This is a genomic window from Paenibacillus vandeheii (genome assembly GCF_030433635.1).
Taxonomy (GTDB): domain Bacteria; phylum Bacillota; class Bacilli; order Paenibacillales; family Paenibacillaceae; genus Paenibacillus; species Paenibacillus vandeheii.
This window is the reverse complement of the sequence record NZ_JAROCD010000013.1, coordinates 118,212-144,392: the sequence shown is the minus strand read 5'-3', so window position 1 is coordinate 144,392 and position 26,181 is coordinate 118,212. Positions and strand designations below refer to the sequence as shown.

General features: G+C 47.8%; 21 protein-coding genes and 1 pseudogene. 2 read left to right on the top strand and 20 right to left on the bottom strand.

The genetic code is table 11. The annotated features are described in order from the left end of the window. The first annotated feature begins 229 nt into the window (after nt 1-229). Complete coding sequence (locus P5G61_RS24450) at nt 230-961, top strand: ZIP family metal transporter (protein WP_053779008.1); 732 nt, start codon at nt 230-232, stop codon at nt 959-961. Nucleotides 962-1,108: 147 nt separating this feature from the next. Here P5G61_RS24450 and P5G61_RS24445 read toward each other — a convergent pair. Both P5G61_RS24445 and P5G61_RS24440 read right to left on the bottom strand, forming a co-directional pair. Continuing rightward, nucleotides 1,109-1,925 (bottom strand): annotated as a pseudogene (locus P5G61_RS24445) (alpha/beta fold hydrolase). A gap of 243 nt (nt 1,926-2,168) precedes the next feature. Beyond that, the gene (locus P5G61_RS24440) at nt 2,169-4,181 is read right to left on the bottom strand and encodes a heavy metal translocating P-type ATPase (RefSeq protein ID WP_301248811.1); all 2,013 of its coding nucleotides are present in this window, start codon (nt 4,179-4,181) and stop codon (nt 2,169-2,171) included. Nucleotides 4,182-4,264: 83 nt separating this feature from the next. On the opposite strand from P5G61_RS24440, the gene P5G61_RS24435 reads away from it, so the two are divergent. Continuing rightward, nucleotides 4,265-4,426: a hypothetical protein gene (locus tag P5G61_RS24435; protein WP_301248810.1), complete on the top strand. Its 162-nt coding sequence runs from the start codon at nt 4,265-4,267 to the stop codon at nt 4,424-4,426. A 93-nt stretch (nt 4,427-4,519) separates the two neighbouring features. Here P5G61_RS24435 and P5G61_RS24430 read toward each other — a convergent pair whose 3' ends face one another. From P5G61_RS24430 to P5G61_RS24345, 18 genes are all read right to left on the bottom strand, one after another. Further along, nucleotides 4,520-5,827 carry a homocysteine synthase gene (locus tag P5G61_RS24430; protein ID WP_301248809.1) on the bottom strand — a complete coding sequence of 436 codons (1,308 nt, stop codon included), beginning with the start codon at nt 5,825-5,827 and terminating at the stop codon, nt 4,520-4,522. A gap of 248 nt (nt 5,828-6,075) precedes the next feature. Beyond that, nucleotides 6,076-6,921 (bottom strand): sugar phosphate isomerase/epimerase family protein, encoded by an 846-nt coding sequence (locus P5G61_RS24425; protein ID WP_301248807.1) that lies wholly within the window; start codon nt 6,919-6,921, stop codon nt 6,076-6,078. Nucleotides 6,922-6,956: 35 nt separating this feature from the next. Beyond that, complete coding sequence (gene kduD / locus P5G61_RS24420) at nt 6,957-7,709, bottom strand: 2-dehydro-3-deoxy-D-gluconate 5-dehydrogenase KduD (protein ID WP_053779016.1); 753 nt, start codon at nt 7,707-7,709, stop codon at nt 6,957-6,959. A gap of 83 nt (nt 7,710-7,792) precedes the next feature. Beyond that, nucleotides 7,793-8,551, bottom strand: a complete 759-nt coding sequence (locus P5G61_RS24415) for a DeoR/GlpR family DNA-binding transcription regulator (protein ID WP_301248804.1) — start codon at nt 8,549-8,551, stop codon at nt 7,793-7,795. Nucleotides 8,552-8,816: 265 nt separating this feature from the next. Then, nucleotides 8,817-9,656, bottom strand: coding sequence for a 5-dehydro-4-deoxy-D-glucuronate isomerase (gene kduI, locus P5G61_RS24410; RefSeq protein ID WP_024631400.1), 840 nt, complete (start codon nt 9,654-9,656; stop codon nt 8,817-8,819). A 141-nt stretch (nt 9,657-9,797) separates the two neighbouring features. After that, complete coding sequence (locus P5G61_RS24405; protein ID WP_301248803.1) at nt 9,798-11,441, bottom strand: glycoside hydrolase family 13 protein; 1,644 nt, start codon at nt 11,439-11,441, stop codon at nt 9,798-9,800. Between the two features lie 35 nt (nt 11,442-11,476). Next, nucleotides 11,477-12,175, bottom strand: a complete 699-nt coding sequence (gene pgmB / locus P5G61_RS24400) for a beta-phosphoglucomutase (RefSeq protein ID WP_301248802.1) — start codon at nt 12,173-12,175, stop codon at nt 11,477-11,479. 214 nt (nt 12,176-12,389) lie between these two features. Further along, entirely contained in the window at nt 12,390-14,585 is a 2,196-nt protein-coding gene (locus tag P5G61_RS24395; protein WP_301248801.1) for an alpha-L-rhamnosidase-related protein, read from the bottom strand. Nucleotides 14,586-14,641: 56 nt separating this feature from the next. After that, complete coding sequence (locus P5G61_RS24390) at nt 14,642-15,484, bottom strand: carbohydrate ABC transporter permease (RefSeq protein ID WP_024631405.1); 843 nt, start codon at nt 15,482-15,484, stop codon at nt 14,642-14,644. Nucleotides 15,485-15,498: 14 nt separating this feature from the next. Continuing rightward, nucleotides 15,499-16,395, bottom strand: coding sequence for a carbohydrate ABC transporter permease (locus P5G61_RS24385; RefSeq protein ID WP_301248799.1), 897 nt, complete (start codon nt 16,393-16,395; stop codon nt 15,499-15,501). Nucleotides 16,396-16,454: 59 nt separating this feature from the next. Beyond that, nucleotides 16,455-17,741 carry an ABC transporter substrate-binding protein gene (locus P5G61_RS24380; RefSeq protein ID WP_024631407.1) on the bottom strand — a complete coding sequence of 429 codons (1,287 nt, stop codon included), beginning with the start codon at nt 17,739-17,741 and terminating at the stop codon, nt 16,455-16,457. Nucleotides 17,742-17,768: 27 nt separating this feature from the next. Continuing rightward, the gene (locus tag P5G61_RS24375) at nt 17,769-20,099 is read right to left on the bottom strand and encodes a glycoside hydrolase family 65 protein (RefSeq protein WP_301248798.1); all 2,331 of its coding nucleotides are present in this window, start codon (nt 20,097-20,099) and stop codon (nt 17,769-17,771) included. Between the two features lie 157 nt (nt 20,100-20,256). Continuing rightward, on the bottom strand, nt 20,257-21,273 hold the full coding sequence (locus P5G61_RS24370; RefSeq protein ID WP_301248796.1) for a LacI family DNA-binding transcriptional regulator: 1,017 nt from the start codon (nt 21,271-21,273) through the stop codon (nt 20,257-20,259). 239 nt (nt 21,274-21,512) lie between these two features. Beyond that, nucleotides 21,513-21,842 (bottom strand): cytochrome o ubiquinol oxidase subunit IV, encoded by a 330-nt coding sequence (gene cyoD, locus P5G61_RS24365; RefSeq protein WP_064640613.1) that lies wholly within the window; start codon nt 21,840-21,842, stop codon nt 21,513-21,515. After that, nucleotides 21,843-22,463: a cytochrome o ubiquinol oxidase subunit III gene (cyoC, locus tag P5G61_RS24360; protein ID WP_053780129.1), complete on the bottom strand. Its 621-nt coding sequence runs from the start codon at nt 22,461-22,463 to the stop codon at nt 21,843-21,845. Continuing rightward, on the bottom strand, nt 22,464-24,434 hold the full coding sequence (locus tag P5G61_RS24355) for a cbb3-type cytochrome c oxidase subunit I (protein ID WP_301248795.1): 1,971 nt from the start codon (nt 24,432-24,434) through the stop codon (nt 22,464-22,466). It lies immediately after the preceding gene. A gap of 21 nt (nt 24,435-24,455) precedes the next feature. Further along, a complete protein-coding gene (gene cyoA / locus P5G61_RS24350; RefSeq protein ID WP_301248794.1) occupies nt 24,456-25,409 on the bottom strand; it encodes a ubiquinol oxidase subunit II in 954 nt (317 codons plus the stop codon). Between the two features lie 317 nt (nt 25,410-25,726). Continuing rightward, entirely contained in the window at nt 25,727-25,990 is a 264-nt protein-coding gene (locus P5G61_RS24345) for a hypothetical protein (protein WP_024631414.1), read from the bottom strand. Between the last annotated feature and the right edge of the window lie 191 nt (nt 25,991-26,181).

Below are 26,181 nucleotides of genomic sequence, written 5' to 3'. Positions count from 1 at the left end.
CAAAAAGGTCAGGCTCTCCGGCATCAAAAGCAATTGCTTTTGCATACACTAGAACAAAAGCCTAGATCATGTCCACTTGACCTGCCTATTATGACAATTAACCTATGCAGAAACGGAATTCTAATTTATAATCATTCTAATCTGTTGTTCATTATGAGCGCTTTTATGTACGGTGTCAATGCTCGGCAGCGATTATGAAGAAGTCTTCATCAGGAGGGAAAATGGAAGCATGAACGATGCACTCATTGGCAGCTTTATCTCAGCCATGTCTACCGGCCTTGGGGCCATACCTATTCTATTTATGCGCAAAGTAACCCACCGTCTGCGTGATATTTTGCTTGCATACGCAGCAGGCATCATGACCTCTGCCTCGGTGTACAATCTCATTCCGGAAGCGCTCGGGCAATCCAATCTGTTCGTACTAGCCCTCGGTATTATGCTCGGCAGCATGGTCCTGCTTGTGCTGGAGATGAAGATTCCACATGTGGATCTTGAAAATCCCGAGAAGATGCCTTTCAAAATTGAGGCCAAAGCCTTCATGATCATTGCAGCAATCACCATGCATAACCTGCCCGAAGGGCTATCAGTAGGTGTCAGCTACGCGAGCAGTGACGCAGGACTTGGCAATCTGATAGCGTTTTCCATTGGATTGCAGAATGCGCCGGAAGGATTCCTGGTTGCGCTCTTCCTTGTCAATCAGAACATCGGCCGCTTCAAGGCGCTCGGCATCGCCACGCTGACGGGTGCAGTTGAGATTGTTACAGCCATGATTGGTTACACACTCAGTAGTCTGGTATCCGGTCTGGTCCCTTATGGTCTTGCCTTTGCAGCGGGTGCAATGATGTTCATCGTGTACAAGGAACTGATTCCCGAAAGCCATGGCGATGGCAATGCGCGGGCAGCAACGGTTTCCTTTTTGCTTGGACTGATCACGATGATTGGCCTGACTGAACTTTTCTAATGAAGGAACAGCCCTCACATGAACACAACGATGGACGGCAAAAAAACCTGAAAGGACAGCGGCTCGCTGAACTTCCAGGTTCTTTTTTTGTTCACAAATGAAGATTGAATGAAATCGTTGGAACGATTTGTAAAGATCGGTTGACCATTACAATACGGATTTGATAAATCGAATCAATTCGGCATTGAATTTTTCCAATTCATCATAGAACGCCCCATGACCGCTCTCCTCAAAAGCAATCAATTGAGAACCGGCAATGCCTTTATGCATCTCTTCGGCGAACTCAAACGGACAGATCTCATCCTTTTTTCCGTGCAAAATGGCTGTTGGTACCTGAATCGAACTCAGATCCCCGCGCAAATCCTCATCCCGCAGGGCAATCGCGCTGTTAATCGTGCCGTAAGATGAGGCTTCCATGCCCAAAGCATGGAACCAATCCATGAACGGCTGGCTGTGCTGCTTCGCGAAAAACATACCGCCAAACGTCTCCAGCAGCTTCGGACGATCTGCAAAGATCGGTTCAATAATCTGCTCAGTCAGCTGCGCCGGATTCAATCCATACGGATAACCTTCACGCTGTGTGAACACCGGTGCCGCCGCTGACAATAGCGCCAGCTTGGATACACCATGTCCCGCATGGCGGGCCATATAACGCACGGCAATCGCTCCACCCATGGAGAAGCCTGCAAGTACAGCGTCCGTCAGTTTCAGTTCATCAATCACGGCACGAACATCGTCCGCCATGCAGTCATAATCATACCCTGTCGAAGGCTTATCCGATTTGCCGTAACCTCTGAAATCGATGGCAATCGCACGAATGCCCTGATTCGGCAATACATTTAATTGATACTCGAACATTTTATAATTGACGGGCCAGCCGTGCAAAAAAGATAACCGGTGTTCCTTCGCCAATATCTTCAACAAATATACTCACATTCGGTTCCACTTGTACGTAACGCCCCATATTGCACAGCTCCCTCATCGTCATATTGTTACAGCGGCATACGGCCAGTCTGTACGGTTAAAATTTTATATGGTTAATCTTCAATAGAATAAACGCTCCATAAGTCTGGTTCCATTCAGTACGCCCATCTGGACTCGTCTCTACGAATCATTACCCGTTGACTTGAGGTTCAAACGCTGAATTAAGCTTCATTTAATTGAGGAAGCACCGTCCCAGACGTAAACTTCTTCTTATCTCTTCTCATTAGCGCAGCAATCTCAACCCGTTCAGAATAACCAGAATTGTGCTGCCTTCATGGCCTACCACACCCAATGGCAATGCAACGTCCTGCAGGAAATTGCCCGCAATCAGCGTAAGAATAACCGTAATGGCAAAAAACATATTCTGCTTCACCGTCCGCTGTGCCCGTCGAGCCTGCCTGATCACCCAGGCGATCTCTTCAATATTGTCATTCATCAGCACCACATCCGCCACTTCCAGTGCTGTACCACTGCCCGATACACCCATGCCCATACCAACCGTTGCCGCCGCAAGTGCAGGTGCATCATTTACGCCATCCCCAACCATCAACACTTGCCCATACTGTTCACGAAGCAAATGCACCTGTTTCACTTTATCTTCGGGCAGCAAACCTGCATATACCAAGCTCACGCCTGTTTCACGGGCGATCACTGCTGCTGATTCAGGGCGGTCGCCTGTCAACATCGCTACTTTCACGCCCATGGCTTCCAGCCTCTTCACCGCGGCGGCCGCTTGTGGCCGAACTGTATCCCTCAACGCAATTAGTCCTGCCAATTCCCCGTTCGCTGTTACAACCGACACCGTTTTGCCTTCTCCCTCCATACGGGAGCGAATATCCTTCCATACAGAAGCGTCTTTCACCGCTTGCTCGCCTAATCCATTCTGATTGTCGTTTCCGTATCTCACATTCTCCGACCCTATTGAATCAATGACGTCCGTTTTGCCAATTTTCCAGAGAACACCGTCTACGTTTCCCTCAATTCCCCAGCCTGTCAGAGCCTGAACCTGTTCGGCAATCGGCAGTACGATGTCCTCTTTGGTCGCTTGTTCCACAATGGCACGAGCCAGCGGATGCATCGAAAGGTTCTCAATGGCGGCTATCGCACCTAGCAGCTGTGCCCGATCATAGCCCTCTGCGGTTACAATGTCTGTTACTTGTGGTGTGCCCATCGTCAACGTCCCCGTTTTATCAAAAGCAACCACCCGGGTCTGGGCCATGTTCTCCACATGAGCACCACCCTTGAACAGAATACCGCGACGCGCACTGCTGGACATGGCTGATAACATGACCGGCATTATGGAAGAGACCAGGGCACAAGGTGAAGCCACCACCAGAAAGACCATGGCTTTGTAAAATGCGTCATTCCATGTCCAGCCAAGCAATAACGGCATTCCCCCAATGACCAACAACGTTACAGCGACAACAATACGGGCGTATATCCCCTCGAATCGCTCAATAAAGCGTTGGGAATCTGGCACTTCCGTCTGCGCCTCTTCCACCAGTTTAATGATTTTGCCAAACAACGATCCTTCAGCGGATTTAGTTACCTCCACATACAGAGCACCTTCGCCGTTCACAGTACCTGCAAATACTTCGTCACCAGCGGCTTTATCCACCGGTAAGGATTCTCCTGTAATCGAGGCCTGATTGATAAAAGAGCTCCCACGAAACACCACGCCATCTGCCGGAACTAACTCGCCTGGTTTAACCAATAACAGATCGCCAGGCTGCAAATCTTCGATGGATACTAGATTCATGTTCCCATCCTCAATCCGCAGCGCTGTTTCCGGCTTGAGCGCCAGCAGCGAAGAAATATCCTTGTGACTGCGCTCCGTCGCATAACTTTCAAGGGCACCACTTAACGCGAAAATAAAGATCAGCATGGCACCTTCATTCCAGTAGCCAATGGCTGCCGCTCCGAGCGATGCTGCAATCATGAGCAGATTCACATCGAGGTCACGATCCTTGACCAATGTCTCTATACCTTCTTTGGCCTTGGTCCATCCACCTATCGCATAAGCAACAATATATAACACCACGGATACGGGGTCGGACCACGATGCTGTTGCCCACGCCATGAGCATCAAAAGCCCACTACCCAGAGCAGCTTGCATTTCCTTGTTGCGCAGCATGGCCCGAAAGTCCGGTTTGCGTCCCCGGCCCGGACCGGGTGTATTCGCTGAACGTTGTTCAGCTTTTGCTTTCGTTTGAACGGGTTGGTGTACTGCTTGCATATGAATCACAATCCTTTCTGAATATGGGGTTGTGGACTGCATTTTTAATGCAGCCATGTTCCCTGAATGTTGTCGTATTGAGAATGAGAGCCATTGTTAATGCCCTAAAAATGGCACATGCTGCTGCGGGAATCCCGCAGCAGCATGGCAATCAAATGAGAATGATAATCATTTTTGTATTTATGCAATTATTTTTACCCAATACAACTTTTGCTTTATTATATGCCTGTGCTTTGCATTTGTAAATGGGTATTCCCCACCTTCGGTGTAAAATAAAAAAAGCCACTCGTCCATTAGGACAAGCGGCCCGTGTGAATTTAATTTATTAACGTTATGAATTAAACACTAACGCTTGATTGCTGACTTGCTTTAATGGCTTGCTCCAGATCGTAAATAATATCCTGAATATTCTCTGTACCCACAGATAAACGAATCAGCTCCGGATTAACGCCTGCTGCAGTCTGCTCATCTTCTGTCAGCTGTTGGTGCGTCGTACTTGCCGGGTGGATAATCAGTGACTTGGAGTCACCCACGTTAGCAAGGTGAGAGAACAGTTTGACACTCTCAATTAATTTGCGACCCGCGTCCACGCCGCCTTTGATACCAAAGGTCAGAATGGCTCCCTGGCCTTTCGGCAAATACTTCTGTGCCAGCTCATAGGAAGGGTGACTTGGCAAACCAGCGTAGCTGACCCATTCCACATCCTCATGCTTCTCCAGATATTGCGCCACAGCCAGCGCGTTGCTGCTATGACGTTCTACACGCAGGTGCAGAGTCTCCAGTCCTTGAATGAGCAACCATGAATTGAAAGGTGAGATCGTAGCACCAAAGTCACGCAGCAATTGCACACGAGCTTTGATAATATATGCAATTGGTCCAACGGCTTCCGTATACACCACGCCATGGTAGCTGGAATCCGGTTCTGTCAGTCCCGGGAACTTGCCACTTGCTTTCCAGTCGAATTTGCCGCTGTCCACAATAACACCACCAATGGATGTACCGTGACCGCCAATAAATTTGGTGGCCGAATGAACGACGATATCAGCTCCATGCTCGATTGGACGAAGCAGATAGGGACTCGGGAATGTGTTGTCTACAATCAAAGGAATGCCATGTTCATGAGCAATAGCTGCCACGGCTTCAATGTCCAGTACGTTGCCTTGCGGATTACCGATCGTTTCCGCGTACAATGCTTTGGTCTTATCCGTAATCGCCGCCCGGAAATTTTCCGGATCGCTGGAATCTACAAACTTTACATCCAGGCCAAGTTTCGGTAGTGTGGTTGAGAACAGATTGTACGTTCCACCATACAGACTTGCTGCGGAAACAATCTCATCTCCGGCACCTGCGATGTTTAAGAGGGAGAACGTAATCGCTGCTTGACCGGAAGCAGTAGCCAAAGCACCAGCCCCTCCCTCAAGCGCAGCGATACGTTGTTCGAACACATCCGTGGTCGGATTCATCAGACGTGTATAGATGTTGCCAAACTCTTTCAATCCAAACAGATTGGCTGCATGCTCCGTATCACGGAATCCGTAGGATGTTGTTTGGTACAACGGTACAGCACGTGCATGGGTGGTCGGATCAATCTCCTGGCCTGCATGAATTGCCAATGTTTCAAATGAAAGCTCACGTTCGTTTGACATAAATCTGTTTCCTCCCTTAACTTATACGGTTTGGCAAATCCCTAGATGTCATGGCATGGTGGCGTATGTTTTCCATATTCTCTCACAAGATGTCGCTTTTGAAAAGAATTATTTCCGATTTTTCCGATGAGAAATGTTAATTATGGATGGCTTACGAACGCTATACCAAAAAAACCTTTGCTCCCGCAAAGGTTCTCCGAATTGTTTGCAACTATCACCTGCTGGACTGATGCCCCACTCATTACCGTTTATACCCGAACCCCACTCCATATCTCACGTAAATGCTTGGCCGCTGGAACAGCTTCTTCCGCCGTTACCCCTTCTAGTGAAATATCGATGTGTGGTTTATAGGTCTTTAACAGTTCAAAAAATAACGGATAATCCAACATGCCCTCGCCGGGAACAGGATTGAACTTCTCCCCCTGCGCATTGAAAGCCACGTCTTTGGCATGAATGACAATGATGCGCTGATACAGGGATTCCATCACTTCACGCAGGAATGCAGACTGGTTAGCCACATGCGGATGTTTGATCAGATTACAAGGATCGAACAGCATGCCTAGATTGGATGAAGGAATCTCTTCAAACAGGCGGATCATATGTTCATGCGTATGCAGCGTATGGGTTGACACAGGCTCAATCGCCGCATGAACGCCCCACTTTTCTGCCTCTTCCGCCAGTTCCTCTACTGTCTCCCGCAGCACCGACCACGCCTTTTCTTCATATCCATCCGGATGAGTATCGCGATACGTATCCAGGCCGCCGGTCTCCGTTGCCACCATGCTGCAACCAAAATCCCGGGCATAGCGCAGATGTTCCTTGAATCGATCTATGTCCGCACGTCGGTGCACAGGATCAGGATCAATCGGATTGATGTAGCAACCTAGTACCGCAATCTTGACCCCGCGCTGGGCAAATTGATCACCAATCTCATTCGCCAGTCCAGGGCTCAGCTTACCATTGGCCGAATCCACATCCGATAAAGCCTTGGCTAATGCCAGCTGCACCGAATTGAACCCGTTGTCCGCAATTGTCTGTGCAAGCTGTGCTGTAGGCTGCTTGCCAAACGTATGCGCAAGAATACCAAGTTTCATGTCACTGCCTCCTTTGCAATCGGACGCTCGCAGGTTTAACGAGCCATCCAGCCGCCATCCACATTCAGTACGTGACCATTCAAATAATCCGAAGCCGCCGATGCCAGGAATACCACCGGTCCTTTCAGATCCTCAGGTGTTCCCCAGCGACCAGCCGGAATCCGTGCCGTGATGTCACGGTAACGATTTTCATCGGCTCGAATCTGAGTTGTATTGTCTGTTTCCATATAGCCTGGTGCAATCCCGTTGATCTGAACGCCTTTGCCTGCCCACTCATTCGCGAGTGCTTTCGTTAAACCGGCTACCCCATGTTTACTGGCCGTGTATCCCGGTACGTTAATTCCGCCCTGATAGGACAGCATGGATGCAATGTTGATGATTTTGCCGCTCCCGCGTTCAATCATATGTCTGCCGGCCAATTGGCTCAGGAAAAATACCGTATTCAGGTTAAGACCAATGACATCATGCCAATCCTGTTGTCCGTGGTCAGCTGCAGGCGTGCGGCGAATAATTCCCGCATTGTTGACCAGAATATCGATTCTTCCCTGAAAGGCTAAGGCCTTCTCAAACACCCCGGTCAATTCATCCTCACGGCTCAAATCAGCTTCAATCACATAGGCTTTACGTCCGAGAGCTTCAATGGCACGCGCTGTTTCCGATGGATTGGAATAAGACACCAGCACAACATCTGCCCCGGCTTCAGCAAGGCCAATCGCCATTCCTTGCCCCAGTCCTCCCGATGTACCAGTGACAAGTGCAACTTGTCCGCTTAAATCAAATGGGTTCATGAATGATTCCTCCGCATGCTTAATTGGTATACAAACCCTGTACTTCAGCTTCGGCAGTCACGTAACCACTGTGGAACTGAAGGTCAGCTCTGATAATCCACTTCGATGCCATTTTGCCTGTACAGGGCTGCTGTTTCCTCATCCAGACGACTGTCGCTGATGATACAATCCAGCTCCGAACAGTGTGCAAAGGTCCGAAGGGCAAATTGTCCAAATTTATAATGATCCACGACGCCATAGACCTGCTGAGAAGCAGAAATCATTGCTTTTTTCAGCGGAACCAGATCTCCTGTATATATGGAAAGTCCAAATTCCGGATGAAGTGCCGTCGTTGAGATAAACGCTTTATGAATGTTAAGCCCGGAAATGAAGGCTGCCGTATCGTCTCCCACCAGCATATTGCGCACTCTCGCTCCGCCTGGCACAACCAGCCGCACCTGTTCCTTTTTGGTCAGCTCCGCAATGATGAACAGATCATTGGTAACTACGGTAATCGGTTGATTGTCCAGGCGCTTCGCCATCTCCAGTGTGGTACTTCCGCCGTCCAACGCAACAATATCTCCTGGGAGGATATACGCAAGGGCTCGCTCGGCAATCTCCGTTTTCTCCGAATGATGCTTTTCCGTAGCCCCGCGACTAGTAAGGATGCCATACTGATCGTTCTGAGCCAGCATCGCCCCTCCATGGACACGTACGAGCAATCCCATGCCTTCCAGCTTATCGAGATCCTCCCGTACGGTCTTGCCCGTCACCTGCAGCAGCTCACTCAGATCACTGACGGTGACTTCCTGCCGTTCCAGCAGAGCCTCCATAATTTTTTCATGTCTTTTCAATGGATTCATCACAGATCAACTTCCTATACATCTTTATTAAGGTAACAAGTTTAACACATAACACTTCAGGTACAGAAAACCTTCCGATCGCTCTTATCCCCAGATTTTTTTGATCCCCTTCTTCAAGGGGAAAATCCGGTGATAAAGGCGAGCTTGTGCTTCCGAAGCAGCTTTCTTTCCAGAATGCTTTTAGCTTCGCTTCTTCAGGTCCTTTCTGTCCCCCTCCGTTCTCGTGTCTTCTTGAGTTCAACTTAAAAAAGATATTTGTAATTTATTATTTCAAGTCCTTCATCGCCACGCCGTCCATATCCTCGAACGTCTGGTTTTCACCAGCCATTGCCCAGCAGAAGGTATAGCTGCTCGTACCGACACCACTGTGGATGGACCAGCTAGGAGAGATGATGGCCTGACGGTCACGTACAACCAGATGCCGTGTTTCGTTTGGCTCGCCCATCATGTGGAATACGACGCCATCTTCCGGCAGGTTCCAGTACAAGTATACTTCGGAACGGCGGTTGTGGGTATGTGCAGGCATGGTATTCCACATGTTGCCCTTGTCGAGTTCCGTAATGCCCATCACCAACTGACAGCTCTGGATTCCGCCTTCTCCCTGGTGGATATAACGATAAATCGTCCGTTCATTGGAGCTTTCGATGCTGCCGAGATGGTTCGGCTGAGCCTGCTCCTGGGTTGCCTTTTGCGTAGGATACGTATGGTGCGCAGGTGTGGATACAAAATAAAATTGGGCCGGCTGTTCGTTGCCGTTGCTCTTAAATACAACTTCTTTTACACCTCTGCCGATATATAGGCACTCTTTTGCACCAATCTCGTATCCTTGACCGTCAGCTGTCACGGTTCCGTGGCCTCCAACATTAATGATACCGATTTCACGACGCTCCAGGAAAAAGTTCGTTCCGATATCCTTCAGATTCACTTCAAGTGCGATATCCTTGCTTTGAGGTACAGCCGTTCCTACAATATAACGATCTACATGAGAGTATACCGTCACCAATTCATCTGTTGCAAACAGCTGCTCCATCAGGAATTCCTCGCGCAGACGGGCAGTATCATACGTTTTTACCTCATTTGGGTGTGCAGCATAACGGTTTTGCATCTTTAATCCATTCCTTTCGTTAGTCAGATAATGTTCATATAAGTTCATTTTAGTTCATTTTGTATCTTTTGTGTACCTTTTTTTCATAAAAAAAGAACCCGACGGGGAAATCCCCGCCAGGCTAGGTTAACTTGCGATGGTTTATAAGGAGTAAATAAGCGCCTCGTAAGGAAGCAAACGAAGGGTGCCAGTACTAACCTCATCCGAGGTTGACCGATCCCGATTGCCAATGATCAAGCGGGCATTCGTGGTTCGATCAGCGAATGAAGTAGGCAGACGATAGGACTGCTCCTGATCCGAATGATTGAGAATGACAAGCCATGTCTCTCCATCCAGACTGCGGCTATAGGCATATACATGCTCTTCCCCTGCCGATTGGTCACGATAATCTCCATAGACCATAACTGCGTGCGTTTTACGCAGGGCGATCAGTTGCTGATAATATGCAAATATGGAGTCCTGCGCGGCCAGATCCCGCTCCACATTAATTTCTTCGTAGTTGGGATTCACCTGCATCCAAGGCTGACCTTCGGTAAACCCGGCGTGGTTGCTGCTGTCCCACTGCATTGGTGTGCGGGAATTATCCCGGCTCAGCGGCTGAAGACTGCGAAGCACTTCATCTGGCGCACGACCTTTACCGAGTTCTTCCTTATACTTGTTCTTCATGGCAATATCATGATATTCATCAATGGAAGAGAACCGGACACCCGTCATGCCGATCTCCTCTCCCTGGAAAATGTACGGTGTGCCCGGAAGGGTATGAATCATGGTCGCCAGTTGTTTGGCTGATTCCACACGGTATTGTCCATCATTGCCGTACCTTGAAACCTGTCGCGTGTGATCGTGGTTGTTCAGGAACTGGGAGTTCCATCCTTCATTGCGGAACGCTTCGTACCAGCTCTCCTGAATTTCCTTGTACCGTGCCAGATCCCATGTAGGCATGTCATCTGCCACCTGGAAGTGGAATAATGTATGCAGCTCTTTGCGGTTATCCCCCACATATAGAAGGCCATCCTCTGGTGTGACAAACGGAATTTCCCCCACAGTCATGATGTCATAATGCTGGAGAACCTCCCGGTTCATTTCCTGCAAATATTCATGAATGCCCGGATTATTGCCCAGATAATCAATATGCTCCGGGTGCTCCGCATCCGGGAAGCCTTCCAGCTTGGCCAGCAAATTAATGACATCCATGCGGAAGCCGTCAATGCCCTGATCCAGCCAGAAACGCATCATCCGATAAATCTCCTGACGCAGTTCAGCATTTTCCCAATTCAGATCAGGCTGCTCCTTGGCAAAGGAATGGAAATAATACTCCCCTGTCCGCTCATCATAAGTCCACGTCGACGGTTCGAAATAGGAACGCCAGTTGTTCGGCGGGCCATCCGTCTTACCAGGCTTCCAAATATACCAGTCCCGTTTCGGATGATTGACGGATGAACGCGATTCTTCAAACCATGCATGCTGCTCTGATGTATGATTGACCACCAGATCCATAATGAGCTTCATGCCCAGTTCATGGACCTTGTCAAGTAACTGCTTAAACTGCTCCATCGTTCCGGCTTTCGCCATAATGCGGTAATAATCAGCGATATCGTACCCGTTGTCTTTATCCGGCGATTCATAAATCGGATTAAGCCAGATGACATCAATACCTAGACTTTTGATATAGTCGAGCTTGAGCATCAAGCCTTGCAAATCCCCGATGCCATCCCCATTCGCATCCAGGAAGCTCCGCCAGTAAACCTGGTACACAACGGCTTCTTTCCACCACGCCCGGTTCATGCTGCATCTCCCCTTTCTCGCCTTACTTTACTTCATTAAACTTCTTTCAGCGAGTTCTCTCTCAATGTGCTTTCCAGAAAAGACAGCGTTAGCTGTGTCGTATCCTTCAACACCACATCCGCTCCGGAACCTTTAAGCACAGCTTCTTCGCCAATACCCACGGCGATCATGCCTGCGGCTTTGATGGCCTCAACGCCCGCCTGCGCATCCTCGATGCCGATGCAGGCCTTCACGTCAGCACCCACTTCTTCCGCTCCACGAAGGAACAGATCAGGTGCAGGTTTGCCGTGTGGTACCGAATCCGGATGTACCACATACCGGAACAGCGAATCCAGCTCCAGCGCCTTCAAAATTTGGGGTGCATTTTTGCTCGCAGAGGCGATAACTGCCGGAATGCCGGAGGCTTGAAGTTCAAGTAACAACTCCCGAATTCCAGGGTAGGTGTGCTCCGGTGTCAGCGAGTCCAGCAGCGATACGTAATGTTCATTTTTACGGCTTGCGAATTCTTCCTTTTCCTCTGCCGAATACGTATTTTCTTTACCACCTAGACGCAAAATGCGCTCCAGCGATTCCCCGCGGCTAATGCCCTTTAACTGCTCGTTGAACTCGCGGTCAAACGGAATGTCCAGCTCTTCGCCAAGCTGCTTCCATGCAACATAATGGTACTCTGCCGTATCGGTGATGACACCATCCAAATCAAAAATAACGGCTTGAAGTTCTCCGTTCCCTTTCATCTTTCCGTTCCTCCCCATGTCATTGCTCTAGATGAGTTCAACTAAAAAATATTTACACTGGCCACTACGATGACAGAACAACCTTCCGATCGCTGTTATCCCCAGATTTTTTGATATCCTTTTCAGAAGGGAAAATCCGGGGATAAAGGCGAACGCGCTGCTTCTTCAGGTTATTTCTGCCCTCTCCGTTATCGTGTAAATGTTTAGTTGAACATTATAGTTGCCATTCAATTCGTTTCTCGTTGCTTTCCCGTCTCTCACCCTTCCAGTCCAGAACGACCGTCCAGCCCGATTCGTTGGAAATGCTCGCAACCCGTTTGCCCTCACGGGATTCAAAATGGATATCGAACTCCGCATCGCCTACAATCAGATGCTCCAGACTGCACTTCTTGTCAGCCCACGCCTGCGGCAATACAGGTGATATCGTCACCTGGCGCTTGTACGCTTCCGGCTGAACTCCGAAGAAATGCCGTACTACAGGCACGGCAAATGCATAGATCGTCCATGCCTGCACTACACAGCCGTAGTCCGGGGACATCTCCGAGAACGAACCCGGCAGTACACGTGAGAAGCTTTTCCCCATCCGGCGCAGCAAATCCAGCGCGTGATCCGGATGCCCGTAAGCCGCTTCGGCAACGGCATGCGCTCCGGTAGAGATTGTCATCGTACCCTGTTGATACATGGCAGCAAGATAAGTACCGTATTCACCGATGAAGTCCCGGTTCCGCATCGCTTCCAGAGCACGCTGTGCTTTATCCTGATCGGCAATTCCCGCTTCCATCGGCGTAACAATAACCCAGTTTTTGTTCAGCAGCCAGCCACGATCATTCTGATCGTCTCCCGCATCAGCCAACAATCCTTCCACGTACTCCCGGTAGTCTGTGATCCCCTGCTTTTCAGCAAGAGAAACCATATAATCCACCTTGGGCACAATATCGGAAATAGGTGCAACCGCATCCGCATAAAGGCTATCTTTTTCGGACCAATACACATCATTCACCGCGCGTACCGCTTGTTCCGCGAGTTTTTGATAGGTCTGGTGCCGCTTCGTTTCACCCAAATAGAGACTCATGTGCTCGAGCGCCTGAAGAGCCTTCGCTGTATATACGGCGCTATCAATCAGCTCCATATTCAAGCCGGCAATCTCGATGATACCGTAACCGGAAGGGAACAGATCTCCGTCCGGGTCCATCTCGTCCAGCAGCCAGTCGATGCCCTGAATACAGTAGTCGTAATGCTCGCGCAGAAGTGCATCGTCCCCCGTCCACAGGAACATTTCCCATACAAAGGCGATATAGTGTGCCGTCTCCTGCGTGTTTCCGCGATTAGATACGGCTCCGATCGTAGTCACTTCATGCACAAAACGTCCATTACCGTTTGCTTCTTTCGATTTCTCCAGCAACAAATTCAGCGTATCACGCACCAATTGATGGTCTCCCGTAGCAAGCACACCCTGAAGCGCATACGTACTATCACAGCCGAACCACCACGGATACGTGGGCCCGCCGGCCGTCAATCCGCGACCGATTCCGTCCACTTGCTGTACCAGCCACTGATTATTGCGCTTCACCCAGGCAAATTGCTCATTCAGCTCATCTTCACCTTCAATGGTAAGCACTGAGCGCTGATCCAGCTTGTCGTAGAACTGCTGCTTCTGCTCTTTCAAACGAACGTGGTCACGTTCAATGACTGCATAAGTCTGCTCACAAGCTTCACGGGACGACTCTGACCCGGCAACAAATAACCGGAAGCGGAACACATCCTTCTCCTCCAGCGAGCACTCTGTTACAAAAGAAATCCCTGTGCCTTTGCCTGCCGTCAGTTCCGGTCCATAAATCTCAGGCCCAACTGTCATATCCGTTCCCGGCAGGTCACTTCCAATCATGGCGTACCAGTCTTGGGCGTCATCTTTTACGATAACCTTGCGTGAAGAAATGGCTTCTGCCGTTTCACCCGCTCCGGGAACAATTCCGATCTCATCGGAGTACCAGACCGGACGTAGATCGGTACGTGACAGCAGTTCCAGCTTGAGCCGGGTTGTTCCTTTGCCGTAAGCGCTGATCTCATATTCTGCGACCATGCCTTTTTCATAATCAGGCGCAAATTGACTGCGTTCGATGGATACCGGAATGTGACTCAAACCATGATCATAATCGAAACGGCTTCCACCCCAAGATTCACTTGTAAATCCGTCTGCCCTTGCCCATACGGCAATGTTTCGATCGAGATCGGTTACCTTCAACCAGAAACCGTCCAGCAGCTTGATTGGATGAAGCCATACACCGCCCATTTCGTTAGCCATATGATGCCCAAAATCGGGAAAGTATCCGTCCTGGGTACCGCAAATTTTTACGTATTCACCTGCGTTATAATACAAATTAAATGGATGTCTGCTTGTTAATGTGGCCATGGTTGTCCTCCTCTGCGGTTTGACTCACCGCTTATCTCTTCTTTTAATACAGACTATTAGCCCTTGATTGCAGAAGAGATGGAAATGCCTTCAATAAAGTATTTTTGTGCAACAAAGAATACAATAAGTGGTGGAAGCATAATCAGCATCGTCGCAGCCATCAGCATGTTCCATTCCACGTTATAAAGCCCTTTGAACATGGACAATCCGAGAGCCAGCGTATATTTCTCACTGGAGTTCAGATAAATGAGCGGTCCCTGGAAGTCATTCCATACGCCCATAAAGGTAAAGATAGAAACAGCAATCAGCGGCGGCATAGACAACGGCAGCATGATTTTGGTGAAAATCTGCATTTTGTTGGCTCCGTCCACAAAAGCGGACTCATCAAGATCCCGCGGAATACCGCGCATGAATTGACGGATCAGGAAGATGTTGAACGCCCCGCCCCCGAAGAATGCAGGAATAATGAGTGGTAAAAATGTATCAACCCAGCCGATTTCCTTGAACATGATGAACATCGGAATCATCGTTACCTGCGAAGGCAGCATCATCGTCGCCAGCAGCACCAGGAACAGCGTGCGTTTGCCGCGGAAATTAAACCGGGCAAAACCATACGCACATAGGGCAGACGAGAATACAGTACCGACTAATACCGGAATCAGAATAATCAGCGTATTTTTCAAAAATGTAAAAAACGGGATGGCCAGAACGGCATTTTTATAGTTGGACCACATCCATACAGCCGGAAAAAAATCATCTTTGAACACCTCGGCAGGCGTTTTAAGAGACGTTGCAAACGTCCATAACAGCGGGATCAGCACGACGGCCGCACCAGCGAGAAGCATGAGCATAGAGAATAGTTTCGAGTAGACCGGTTTCCGTGTCGTTGCTTGATTCATCATTTGTCCTCCTCTCAATCCTTTTCGTTATCGCCCTGGTAATAGACCCACATCGAAGAACTGCGGATGACCAGCAACGTAAACGCCAGAATGATGATGAACAATACCCAGGAGAGTGCCGAAGCATAACCCATTTCAAAATCGGTAAAAGCTTTATTGTACAGGTACAAGTTGTAGAACAGGGTCGAGTTAAGCGGTCCCCCGTTGGTCATAACAAATGCTTGTGTGAAATACTGGAATCCGCCGATGATACCCATAATAACGTTGAAGAACACCGTTGGAGAAATCATAGGCAATGTAATGTTGAAGAACCGTTGAAATGGTCCCGCCCCATCCAGATTGGCAGCTTCATACAGCTCTTCGGGAACACCCTGCAAGCCGGACAAATAAATGATGATCGTGTTGCCGACGCCCCACAACCCCATGACAATCAGTGCGCCCAGTGCATAGCTCGGGTCTTGAAGCCAGGCTGGCCCCTGTATGCCGAAAAAGCCAAGCGCCCGATTCAGAATTCCATATTCCGGATTGAAAATCATAATCCACATCATCGATGCCGCTACAGCCGGAATTACAGATGGCATGAAATAAATCAATCGGAAAAATTTCATGCCTCTGTTCCGCATATTCAGCAGCAAGGCGATTAGCAGAGAAGCTACTTGATACAGCGGTACGGATACCAACGCGAAAATAAAGGTAACTTTCAACGATTGGTAGAACAGCTCATCATGGAACATCGTTTTGAAGTTATCCAGACCGACCCATTCGATCGACTTTACGCCGGTAATAATATCCCATTTGCTAAAAGCCAGCAGCAGGGAAAACAACATTGGACCAATGGTAAAGAGCAACAAGCCTATAAGCCAGGGTAAAATGAACCAATACCCGGCACGCTCGGATTTAGAATTACGCATAGCTGCCTCCTTGATGAAGAGGGTGAATCAGCATGGCCGCCGACTCACCCGCATGGTTTTTACTTGATTTTGCTGTCAACATTCTTCGCAGCTTCATCCAGAGCGCCTTTGACATCCTGTTTGCCAAGCAGCACTTTTTCCAGTGCCTTGGTGAATTCTTCAACAAACACAGGTCCGTTTGTAGAACGCATGGTTACCGGTTTTTTAGCATAATCCATCATTTCGATGACCGGTTTGTCTGCTACTTCTTTGGCTTTGACTTCGTCCAGTTCTTTCACAGTCGCTGGCAATACTTTACCGTTTGCAGAGCGAAGCTTCTGTGCATCTGTACCCGAGAGCCATTTCACCAGTTCGTATGCGGCTTCTTTATTTTTACCAGCTGCGTTGATCGCCCAACCCGCACTTGCGATGATGCTTGAACGAGTACCGTCCGTATTTTGTGGAATCAGTGCAGAACCATATTGAACATCGGATTTATCGAGATCACCCTTGATCCAACGGCCTGTAATCATCATGGCAAGCTTGTCTGTCATGAACATTGATGAATCTCCGCCAAGTGTTTCGGAATCCAGTGGTGTCGGGGATACACGGCTATCTCCTTGAGACCAGGAAACGTATTGATCCATCGCCGCAATCGTTTTGTCACTGTTCATGTAACCTTCAGCAGCCGTTCCATCCTCATTCGCGATGTCTGTACCGTAATCCCAAAGGTACGTATAGATCGGATATTCCCATTTACCAGCATTGAATCCGAATTGCGTATATTTATTACCATCTTTTTTGGTCAGTTTTTGTGCAGTTGCGATCATGTCATCCCATGTCCACTCATCTGTTGGATAAGGGATTCCTGCTTCGTCAAACATGCGTTTGTTGTACCACAGGGCAAGTGGGTTGAAATCTTTAGGCAAATAGTATTGCTTGCCTTCGATTTTCATATTTTCAATCAGATCCTTTTGGAAAATATCCAGATTAAAAGAAGTATCTTTGCTCAGATAATCATCAAGTGGTTCAATTACACCTTTATCAACGTATTTGTAGTAGTCGCCTTCACCAACCAGAAATACGTCTGGTGCTTGACCGGCTGCCAGGGATGTAGTGAGCTTCGTTCCATAACCTTCACTTGGAATTGGCTCAAACTTCACTTCGATATCCGGATGTGCCGCATTAAACTCTTCAGCAAGTTTTACTTCATCCGCACCGGAGTTGACATCTCCCCAAACCGAGAAGGTAAGCTTCACTTTTTCTGCTTTGCCTCCCTCCGCACTGTTGCTTCCACCTGAAGAGCAAGCAGACAATACCAAAACCAAAACAAGCATCATGACCAAACTTGCGGACCCTTTTTTCATTTGAATGACCTCCCACATGGATTTATATTAAACCAAGGTTTGAAACCGTTTGCTGAAAGTAACTTGCTGACCGGACAGAAGGAGAGAAATTTCTTCCTCTGCATCACTCTCGATTAGAATACCCTCGGGCGTGATTGTGATATGCAACAACTGGTTTTGCCAGTAGAGCGGGAATTTCAGGCTGCTCCAGGACTCAGGCAGCTTTGGATCGAGGTGAAGCTGACCATCCAACATACGAACTCCGGCAAATCCCATCACAACACATTCCCATATTCCGCCCAGAGAAGCGGAGTGGATGCCTGCATCCGAAGAGTGCATATGCGGTCCCAGATCAATCTCGGACGCCCGACGGAACAGATCGTAAGCGAGCGGACGGTTACCGAAGTCACTGGCAAGGATACTGTGCGTCGACAGGGACAATGAGGAATCATGCAACGTTTTTTCCTCGTAGTAATCGTAGTTGGCACGTTTGATATCCGGTTCGAATTTATTCTCAAGCAGGAAGAACAGCATCATGATGTCAGCCTGCTTCGAAATTTGCATTTCACCAACCTGATCCAGGTTGTAGTCATTGAAGATGCTGGCGACTTTGGTCTGATTTTTATAAGGAGTAAGATCAATGACTTTCTTCTGCAAGTAAGTATCATCTTGTGGAATAAGTCCTTGCTCATTTGGCCCTGGCAGATACATCTGGTCCAGCTTGTTCCATGCTTCCCGAGCAGATGTCAGATCAAGCTTCGCCGACAATGCCTTGAGCAACTCTGGTTTCTCCTGTTGAAGCTTCTCAAAATATTGAATGGCCAGCTCCATATTAAAGTGAGCCATATGGTTAGTGAATGCATTGTTGTCCACATGTTCCTTATATTCATCCGGTCCAACAACCTCATTGATGTGATAGCGGCCCTTGGCCTCATCCCACTCCAGACGGCTGGCCCAGAACGTTGCTGTGTCAAAAATGATCTCGTAACCATATTGATCCATAAACGCTTCATCGCCGGTAGATTGCACATAATGCCAAACGGCATAAGCAATATCTGAGGTGATGTGCTGTTCAATGAAGCCCGACCAGATTTTCGTCTGTTCGCCGGTTACGATATCTACATCTCCCCATACCGGTGTAACTTCGCCATCTTCGATCCAGGCAGCTTCCCATGGGTACATGGCTCCTTCGAATCCGTTCTCCTTGGCTTTGCTTCTGGCTCCATCCAACCCCTGATATCGATATTCCAGCAAGGATCTTGCGATCTTGGGGTTGCTGTAGATGAAGAATGGAAGGATGAAGATTTCCGTATCCCAAAAGGAATGTCCCTTGTACCCTTCGCCACTTAACCCTTTGGCGCCGATTCCCATGCGATTATCATGAGCAGGTGTCATAATGACGAGGTGGTAAATGGCAAAACGAATGGCAAGCTGGTCATATCCGCTTGTGCTGTCCACCTCAATGTTGTACGTGGACCAGGTATCCGCCCAGGCGTTAGCGCTTTCACGAAATAGCTGATCATACCCTTTTTGTGATTCCTGCTTCAGCTCTGTCAGCGCCGATTCACGCATTTGCTCCAGTGAATATCCACCGTCTCTGTAAACCAGATCACGGCTGGTATGCACATTCGAGATTTTCTCCAGTGTCACCGATTGTCCGGCTTCCACGGTCAATGTGCCTTCAATACCTACCTTGCGGCGTCCCATCGTTTGACGCAATTCCGGCTCAACCTTTTCACCATTCAGCTGCCAGTGGTGCACCGTATTGGTTACAAAATCAACTGCCGATTGTGTCGTCGTTGACGTCATTTGAATATAAGTCTTTTCAAATATCCGTTTTTCGCCTTCCGTGAAATGCTGCGCACCCGAGTTCGTCCATTGTCCATTAATACCGGACGCAATGTGAACATGCGCTTGTCCATCCAGTGGCTTGATGCTTACGGATGAACCAATCAGATGACGGTTGCTCAAGGAAACAAAGCGGCGGAATTGAAGATCAAAGCTTTCTCCTGTCGGGCTCTGCCAGACTACATTACGGGTCAGCTCACCGTTCTTGAGATTCAGTTGACGACTGTAGCTAATCGTTCTTCCTTTTTCCAAGCTGAAGGTTTCCCCATTAAGAGTGATTGAAAGCTCCGTCACATCTGCAGCATTGGGGAGTTCTGTTACCTCATGCTCGTCAAATTTATTGAACGTTCCAGCCACGAACCAGTTCCGTACCTGTCCAACATAATTTTCGTCCGTTGCGGAGCGAAGCCCCATGTAGCCGTTTCCAAGTGAAAGCACAGCCTCGCCTTTCCCTTGGTGAGCCGGATCAAACCCCGTTTCAGTTACCAGCCAGTTACTCCATTCTCCTTGTCCTGCATCGTATTTCAGCAATTTGTATTCCCCCTATGTCTATCTTATGTTATATCCGAAACGTTTTGGATTTGAGTGAAAATAATACCGAAACGTTTCGGATATAATAAAACATTTCGGTGCTCTTCTCATCTCGTTTCATTTTGCAATACCTCGCGAACCGTATTCTCAGCTAAACTCAGCGACCTGGTTTGGCAGTCGAGGATCTCAAAACCAATTCATTTTGCAAAATATTAAATTTGGGGTTATCTTCCGATTTCAGCATGCCCATCAGCAGGTTTGCAGCCTCATGTCCCAACTGATACATATTCTGTCCGATAGTCGTAAGTGGTGGTTGAAAATAGGCGGCTGTTGGAATGTCGTCAAATCCAACTACAGACAATTCATCCGGTATAGAGATGCCTAGTTCATTCGCAGCCTTCATTACACCCAGAGCCATCATGTCGCTTGCACAAAAGATTGCGGTAATTTCCGGATAAGCCTTTAACAATTCAGAAGCTTGTTGCTGTGCTTCCTCTTCCGTAAAATTCCCGTTTACAATCCATTCAGGCTTCAGGCTCAATCCTGCATTACGCATTGCATCGGAATACCCTTCATAACGCTCCTTGGATACAAAAGCCTCGGGGTAACCGTTCACCATGGCAATCTGCTGATGACCCAAACCAATAAGGTGCTCTACAGCAGCCTGTGCACTTTGTTTATGATTCGTTGATACAAAACCAACATACTCACTGTGAATGGGTATATCAATCAATACACAAGGAATGTCACTGTCCAATACTTCCTGCAAATACGGATCATCCGTTTTCACACCCTGAAGAATGACTCCATCCACTTTTCGTTCCCTGCACAGCTGTGTGTACGTTTTCATCTTTTGCTTCGCTGTATTTGTGCTAAACAAAATCAGATCATAATCCGAGTTGGCAGCGCTGTCATTAATACCGCAAAGCACTTCGAAAACAAAGTTGTTATCGATGTTTTTGTACGTCATGCCTGATACGAGCAACCCCAGCGTTTTGGTTTCCTTCATGACCAGGCCTCTCGCTAGACCATTAGGACTATAGTTCAGGGTTTCGGCGGCTTCTTTAATCAGTTTCCGCGTACTATCGCTGACGTCCGAGTACCCATTCAGAGCTCTGGATACGGTCGTAATCGAAAATCCCGTCATTTGTGATATGTCTTTAATTGTAGCCAATTGCTTTCCTCCAAAACGTTTCGGATTACTTATAGTTCTGAGTATACGGATTCGCGAAAAAAAATCAAGAACTATTTTCGACAATATTCTCATCTTTTATAAACGCGGGAAGTCTCCTTCCTTAATCTACCCGCATTCAGTATAAACAAATGGGTAAAAAAAATCTCCCGACCTTTTACCTAAAGTCGGGAGATCCGTTAATCTATTGCAAAAACATTTCGATAAAGATTCAATACAACTTAATGTGCAACTGTATTGTTCAACATGATCCAGATGGAACCAATAACGATGGTCAACATGATCAACAGACCAAAGATCAAAGCCATTACATTCCAACGCGGCTTCTCCGATTCACGGATATGCATGAAGAAGAAGAGTTGAACCACAAACTGAAGTCCTGCTGTTACCAGAACGACACTCAGCGTTGCTGTTCTGCCCATCATGTCATTCAGAACCACAACCAAAGGGATAATGGTCAGAACAACGGACAGAATGAAGCCGATGACATAGGACTTGAGTGAACCATGCTGTTCGTGGCCATGGGACTCATGTGAGTTATGCTCTGCCATCTACATCACCCCCATCAGATAGACGATCGACAGGAGGAAAATCCAGACGACGTCCAAGAAGTGCCAGTACAAGCTGATTACGTTGATTTTACCGCGAGTTACATCGGTAATTCCCCGTTTTTTCAGTTGCAGCATCAATCCGATCATCCAGATCAGACCGAGCGATACGTGAAGTCCGTGAGTACCCACCAGGGTGAAGAATGCACCAGAAGATGCACTCGTTGTATAACTGAACCCTTCATGAATCAACTCAATAAACTCCGTTACTTCCAGGGCGATAAAGCTCGCACCCAGAACAGCTGTAACCGCCAGCCAGCTGATCAATTGCTTCACCTTGCCTTGGTTCATGGCAAGAACCGCAAGTCCGCTTGTAAATGAACTTGTGAGCAAGATAAATGTCTCGGCAATAACGCCAGGCATTTTGATCAATTCAGACAACACCGGTCCGCCCGCCGAATTGTCACGCAACACAATAAAGGTTGCGAACAATACGGAGAACAGGATAACGTCGGAAATCAGAAAGAACCAGAATCCGAGTATTTTTAATTCTTGCGGGTCATGGTGACCATGGTCATGATCATGTGCATGGTCATGACCGTGCTTTGCGGCTGCTTGAGCCATTTATACCGACCCCCTTAACGACGCTTCGGTACGCTTAATTTCGTCAACCGGAATATAATAATCCGTATCGTATGAGAATGAACGAGCGATCATGCAAATCCCTACGCCAGCGAGTCCAAGAATTGCCATCCACAGCCATCCGAATACAAAGCCGAAACCGGCGATGAACCAGAATATAGACATGATGAACGGAATCGCGGAATTTTTAGGCATATGAATCGGCTCAAGCGGCTGTTCAGGTGGATAGATGCCTTTAGCACGACGTTCTTTCTCTTCCCACCACTCATCAATATCATCTCCGCGCGGTGTAATGGCGAAGTTATATTCAGGAGCAGGTGAAGGAATTGACCACTCGAGCGTACGACCACCCCATGGATCGCCGGATGCTTTGAGTGATTTGTATTTCCGAACGCCGTCTGCGATTTGTGCAACCTGGAACAAGAATCCGACACCCATCAGGAATGCCCCGATTGTGGATACAAAGTTCAGTTCCCACCAGCCGGTATCCCAGCCATAGGTGCTCAGACGACGTGTCATACCCATCAAACCGACAGCGTACTGCGGCATGAAGCAGACATAGAAACCGATATTCCAAGTCCAGAAAGCCCATTTGCCCAGTTTTTCCGGGAGTTGGAATCCGAACATTTTAGGCCACCAGTAGTACAGACCTGCAAAGTATCCGAATACTACGCCACCAATCAATACTTGGTGGAAGTGGGCAATCAGGAAGTAACTGTTGTGGAACTGGAAGTCAGCAGGTGCAACGGACAACATAACCCCCGTCATACCACCGACGATGAAGCATGGTATAAATGCCAATGTCCATAACATCGGGGTATCCATGCGTATCCTACCCCTGAACATCGTAAACAGCCAGTTAAAGATCTTAACCCCTGTTGGTATGGCAATCAACATCGTTGTTACGGCGAAGAATGCATTAACGTCCGCTCCCGAACCCATCGTGAAGAAGTGATGCGCCCATGTAAAGAAGGACAGGAAGCTAATGATCAGCATCGCAAATACCATCGATTTGTAACCAAACAATTTTTTCTTCGAGAATGTACTTACAATCTCGGAGAACACACCGAATGCCGGCAAGACCACGATATATACCTCAGGGTGACCCCACATCCAGATCAAGTTGATATACATCATCGGATTACCGCCCAAATCAAGTGTGAAGAAATGCGCCCCCGCAAACCTGTCGAGGAAGAGCAAAGCAAGTGTCACGGTCAAGATTGGGAATGCAAACAGAATGATAATACAAGTGGAGAATACCGACCATGTAAACATCGGCATTTTCATCCATTTCATGCCTGGCGCACGCATTTTAATGATGGTAACCAGGAAGTTGATACCGGTAGCCAGGGAACCGATACCCGAAATCTGAATACCCCATATATAGAAGTTCTGTCCCACCCCCGGGCTATGCGATAGCTCCGATAAAGGCGGATAACTGAGCCAGCCTGCGTCCGGTGAGCCACCGATAACGAAGGACAGGTTGAACAGCATTGCTCCCAGGAAGAATAACCAGAAGCTCAATGCATTCAGGAACGGGAACGCAACGTCCCTTGCCCCGATTTGAAGCGGTACAATAACATTAAATAAACCGAACATAAACGGCATCGCCATGAACAGGATCATGATCGTACCGTGAGTCGTAAAGACCTGATTATAATGCTCGGGATGTAAGAAATCCATGTTAGGCATAGCTAGCTGAAGACGCATCATCAGTGCATCCACACCACCACGGAAAAGCATGATAATGGAAGCAATAATATACATAATACCGATCTTTTTGTGATCGACGGTAGTTAACCAGTTACGCCAGAGCCAGCCCCATTTTTTGAAATAAGTCAGCACCGCTACGATGGTAATCATCGTAATTCCGATCGCCACGTCCGCACCATAAATCAGCGGATCACCGGTAACGAAAAACTCCGATGCAAACTCCTTAAGTCTCTCTAACATTGGGGGCCTCCTTTCGAATCTTTAGTTAGCACTCTTGTCCACGTCTTGCGTAGTAATCTCTTTGGCACCTGAAGCTTCACCGTGCTTGCTGTGAGCACTTTGACCGTCAACCACATACTTGGTCACGATGTCCTGGAACAGCCCTTCTGGGAAGGAAGAATAATAAGCTACATTGCTTGTTCCCGGTTCCGCCAGAGTTTTATATGTCTCTTGCGTCAGCGGTTGAGATTGCTGCTTCACTTCTTTCACCCATTTGTCGAAGTCTTCTTCCGAAGTAGCATTGACATCAAAGCGCATTTGGGCAAAGTGTTCCCCGGTAAAGTTGGCACCTGAACCCCAATATTGACCTTCATGATCAGCTTGCAAGTACAAGGTCATCGCCATACCCGACATTGTATAAATCTGTCCACCAAGCTGCGGGATCCAGAACGAGTTCATCGGTGAATCCGCGGTGAGCTCAAATTTTACGGGCCGGTCTGCCGGGATATTCAACGTGTTGACCGTTGCAATACCTTGCTCCGGATACATAAACAGCCATTTCCAGTCCAGTGAAGAAACTTGAATGGTAACCGGTGCTTTCTCGGAAGCCAATGGCTTCGAAGGTTCCAGATCATAGGTGTAGCGAATCGTTACAACCGCCAGCAATCCAATAATAATAATCGGAACGGTCCACCAAATTGCCTCCGCTTTTGTGCTATGAGACCAGTTCGGCTCATATGCAGATTTATTGTCCGGTTTGTCGCGGTAACGCCATACAATTACTGCAGACAAAATCAATACAGGCACAATAACGACTGCACACAGAATTGTCGAAATGACAATCAAATCTCTCTGCGAAGCGCCAACAGGCCCTTTCGGATCCAGAACAACGTACTGCCCGCCTGCCAGCATTGGCCAGACAATCAATGCAATTGTAACCAACGTCAGGACAACCGGAATGATTATCCGAATTAGCGACCTAGGTTTCTTGTTCATCTTGATCCCCTCTCCTTAAATTCGCTCATACTGAAAAAACAGTATACTACTCTCTTCCTTCTAAAGATATCAGAAATGAGCAACTTTTTTGTTCATGTTAACAAATTTGTCGATTTTACACCTTAAATGTGTGAATTTTTTCTCACAAATCACTTGCATACTTGATATTTCCTCATTGTAATCTTTACACTTCAAGTCACAAAATAAAACCCTTTGCAGTCCCGTTGAACATGATCAACGAATCCGCAAAGGGCTTTATTGACTGGGATTCCGGGTGCTCATCCAGTCTTATTATGAACGAATTAACGCAGGATTATTTAATCGGCGCCTTCGTCTTCCCGGCGTGTATGAACAAGTCCAATCGATTTGGCAATAACATAAATAAATACACTGCCAACCAAGAAACCGATACCGACCATTAATCCAAGGTTACGATCATTAAAATCATTCAGGTTGATCAGGCACATAACTACTCCCGTAATAAGAGCAATCCAAGCCAGAACTGTCATCGTTAACACCGCACGCCGCATATTTTTATCTTTGCGCTCCAATTGGCTTACCATTGCTGTCTTCGATGCCATAGTAAACACTTCCTTTTCCCTTTTTGTAAGTGCTTTCCTTATACCAATATACCACATCAGTATGATTTTTAGTCAACAAATGTTCAAATTTATTTCGCAATTTGGACACTTTATTTGTATTTTGACTGTTGACAAGAATCAGATCACCTCCACTTACTTCTTATAACCCAAAATTGCTCGTCTCATAACAT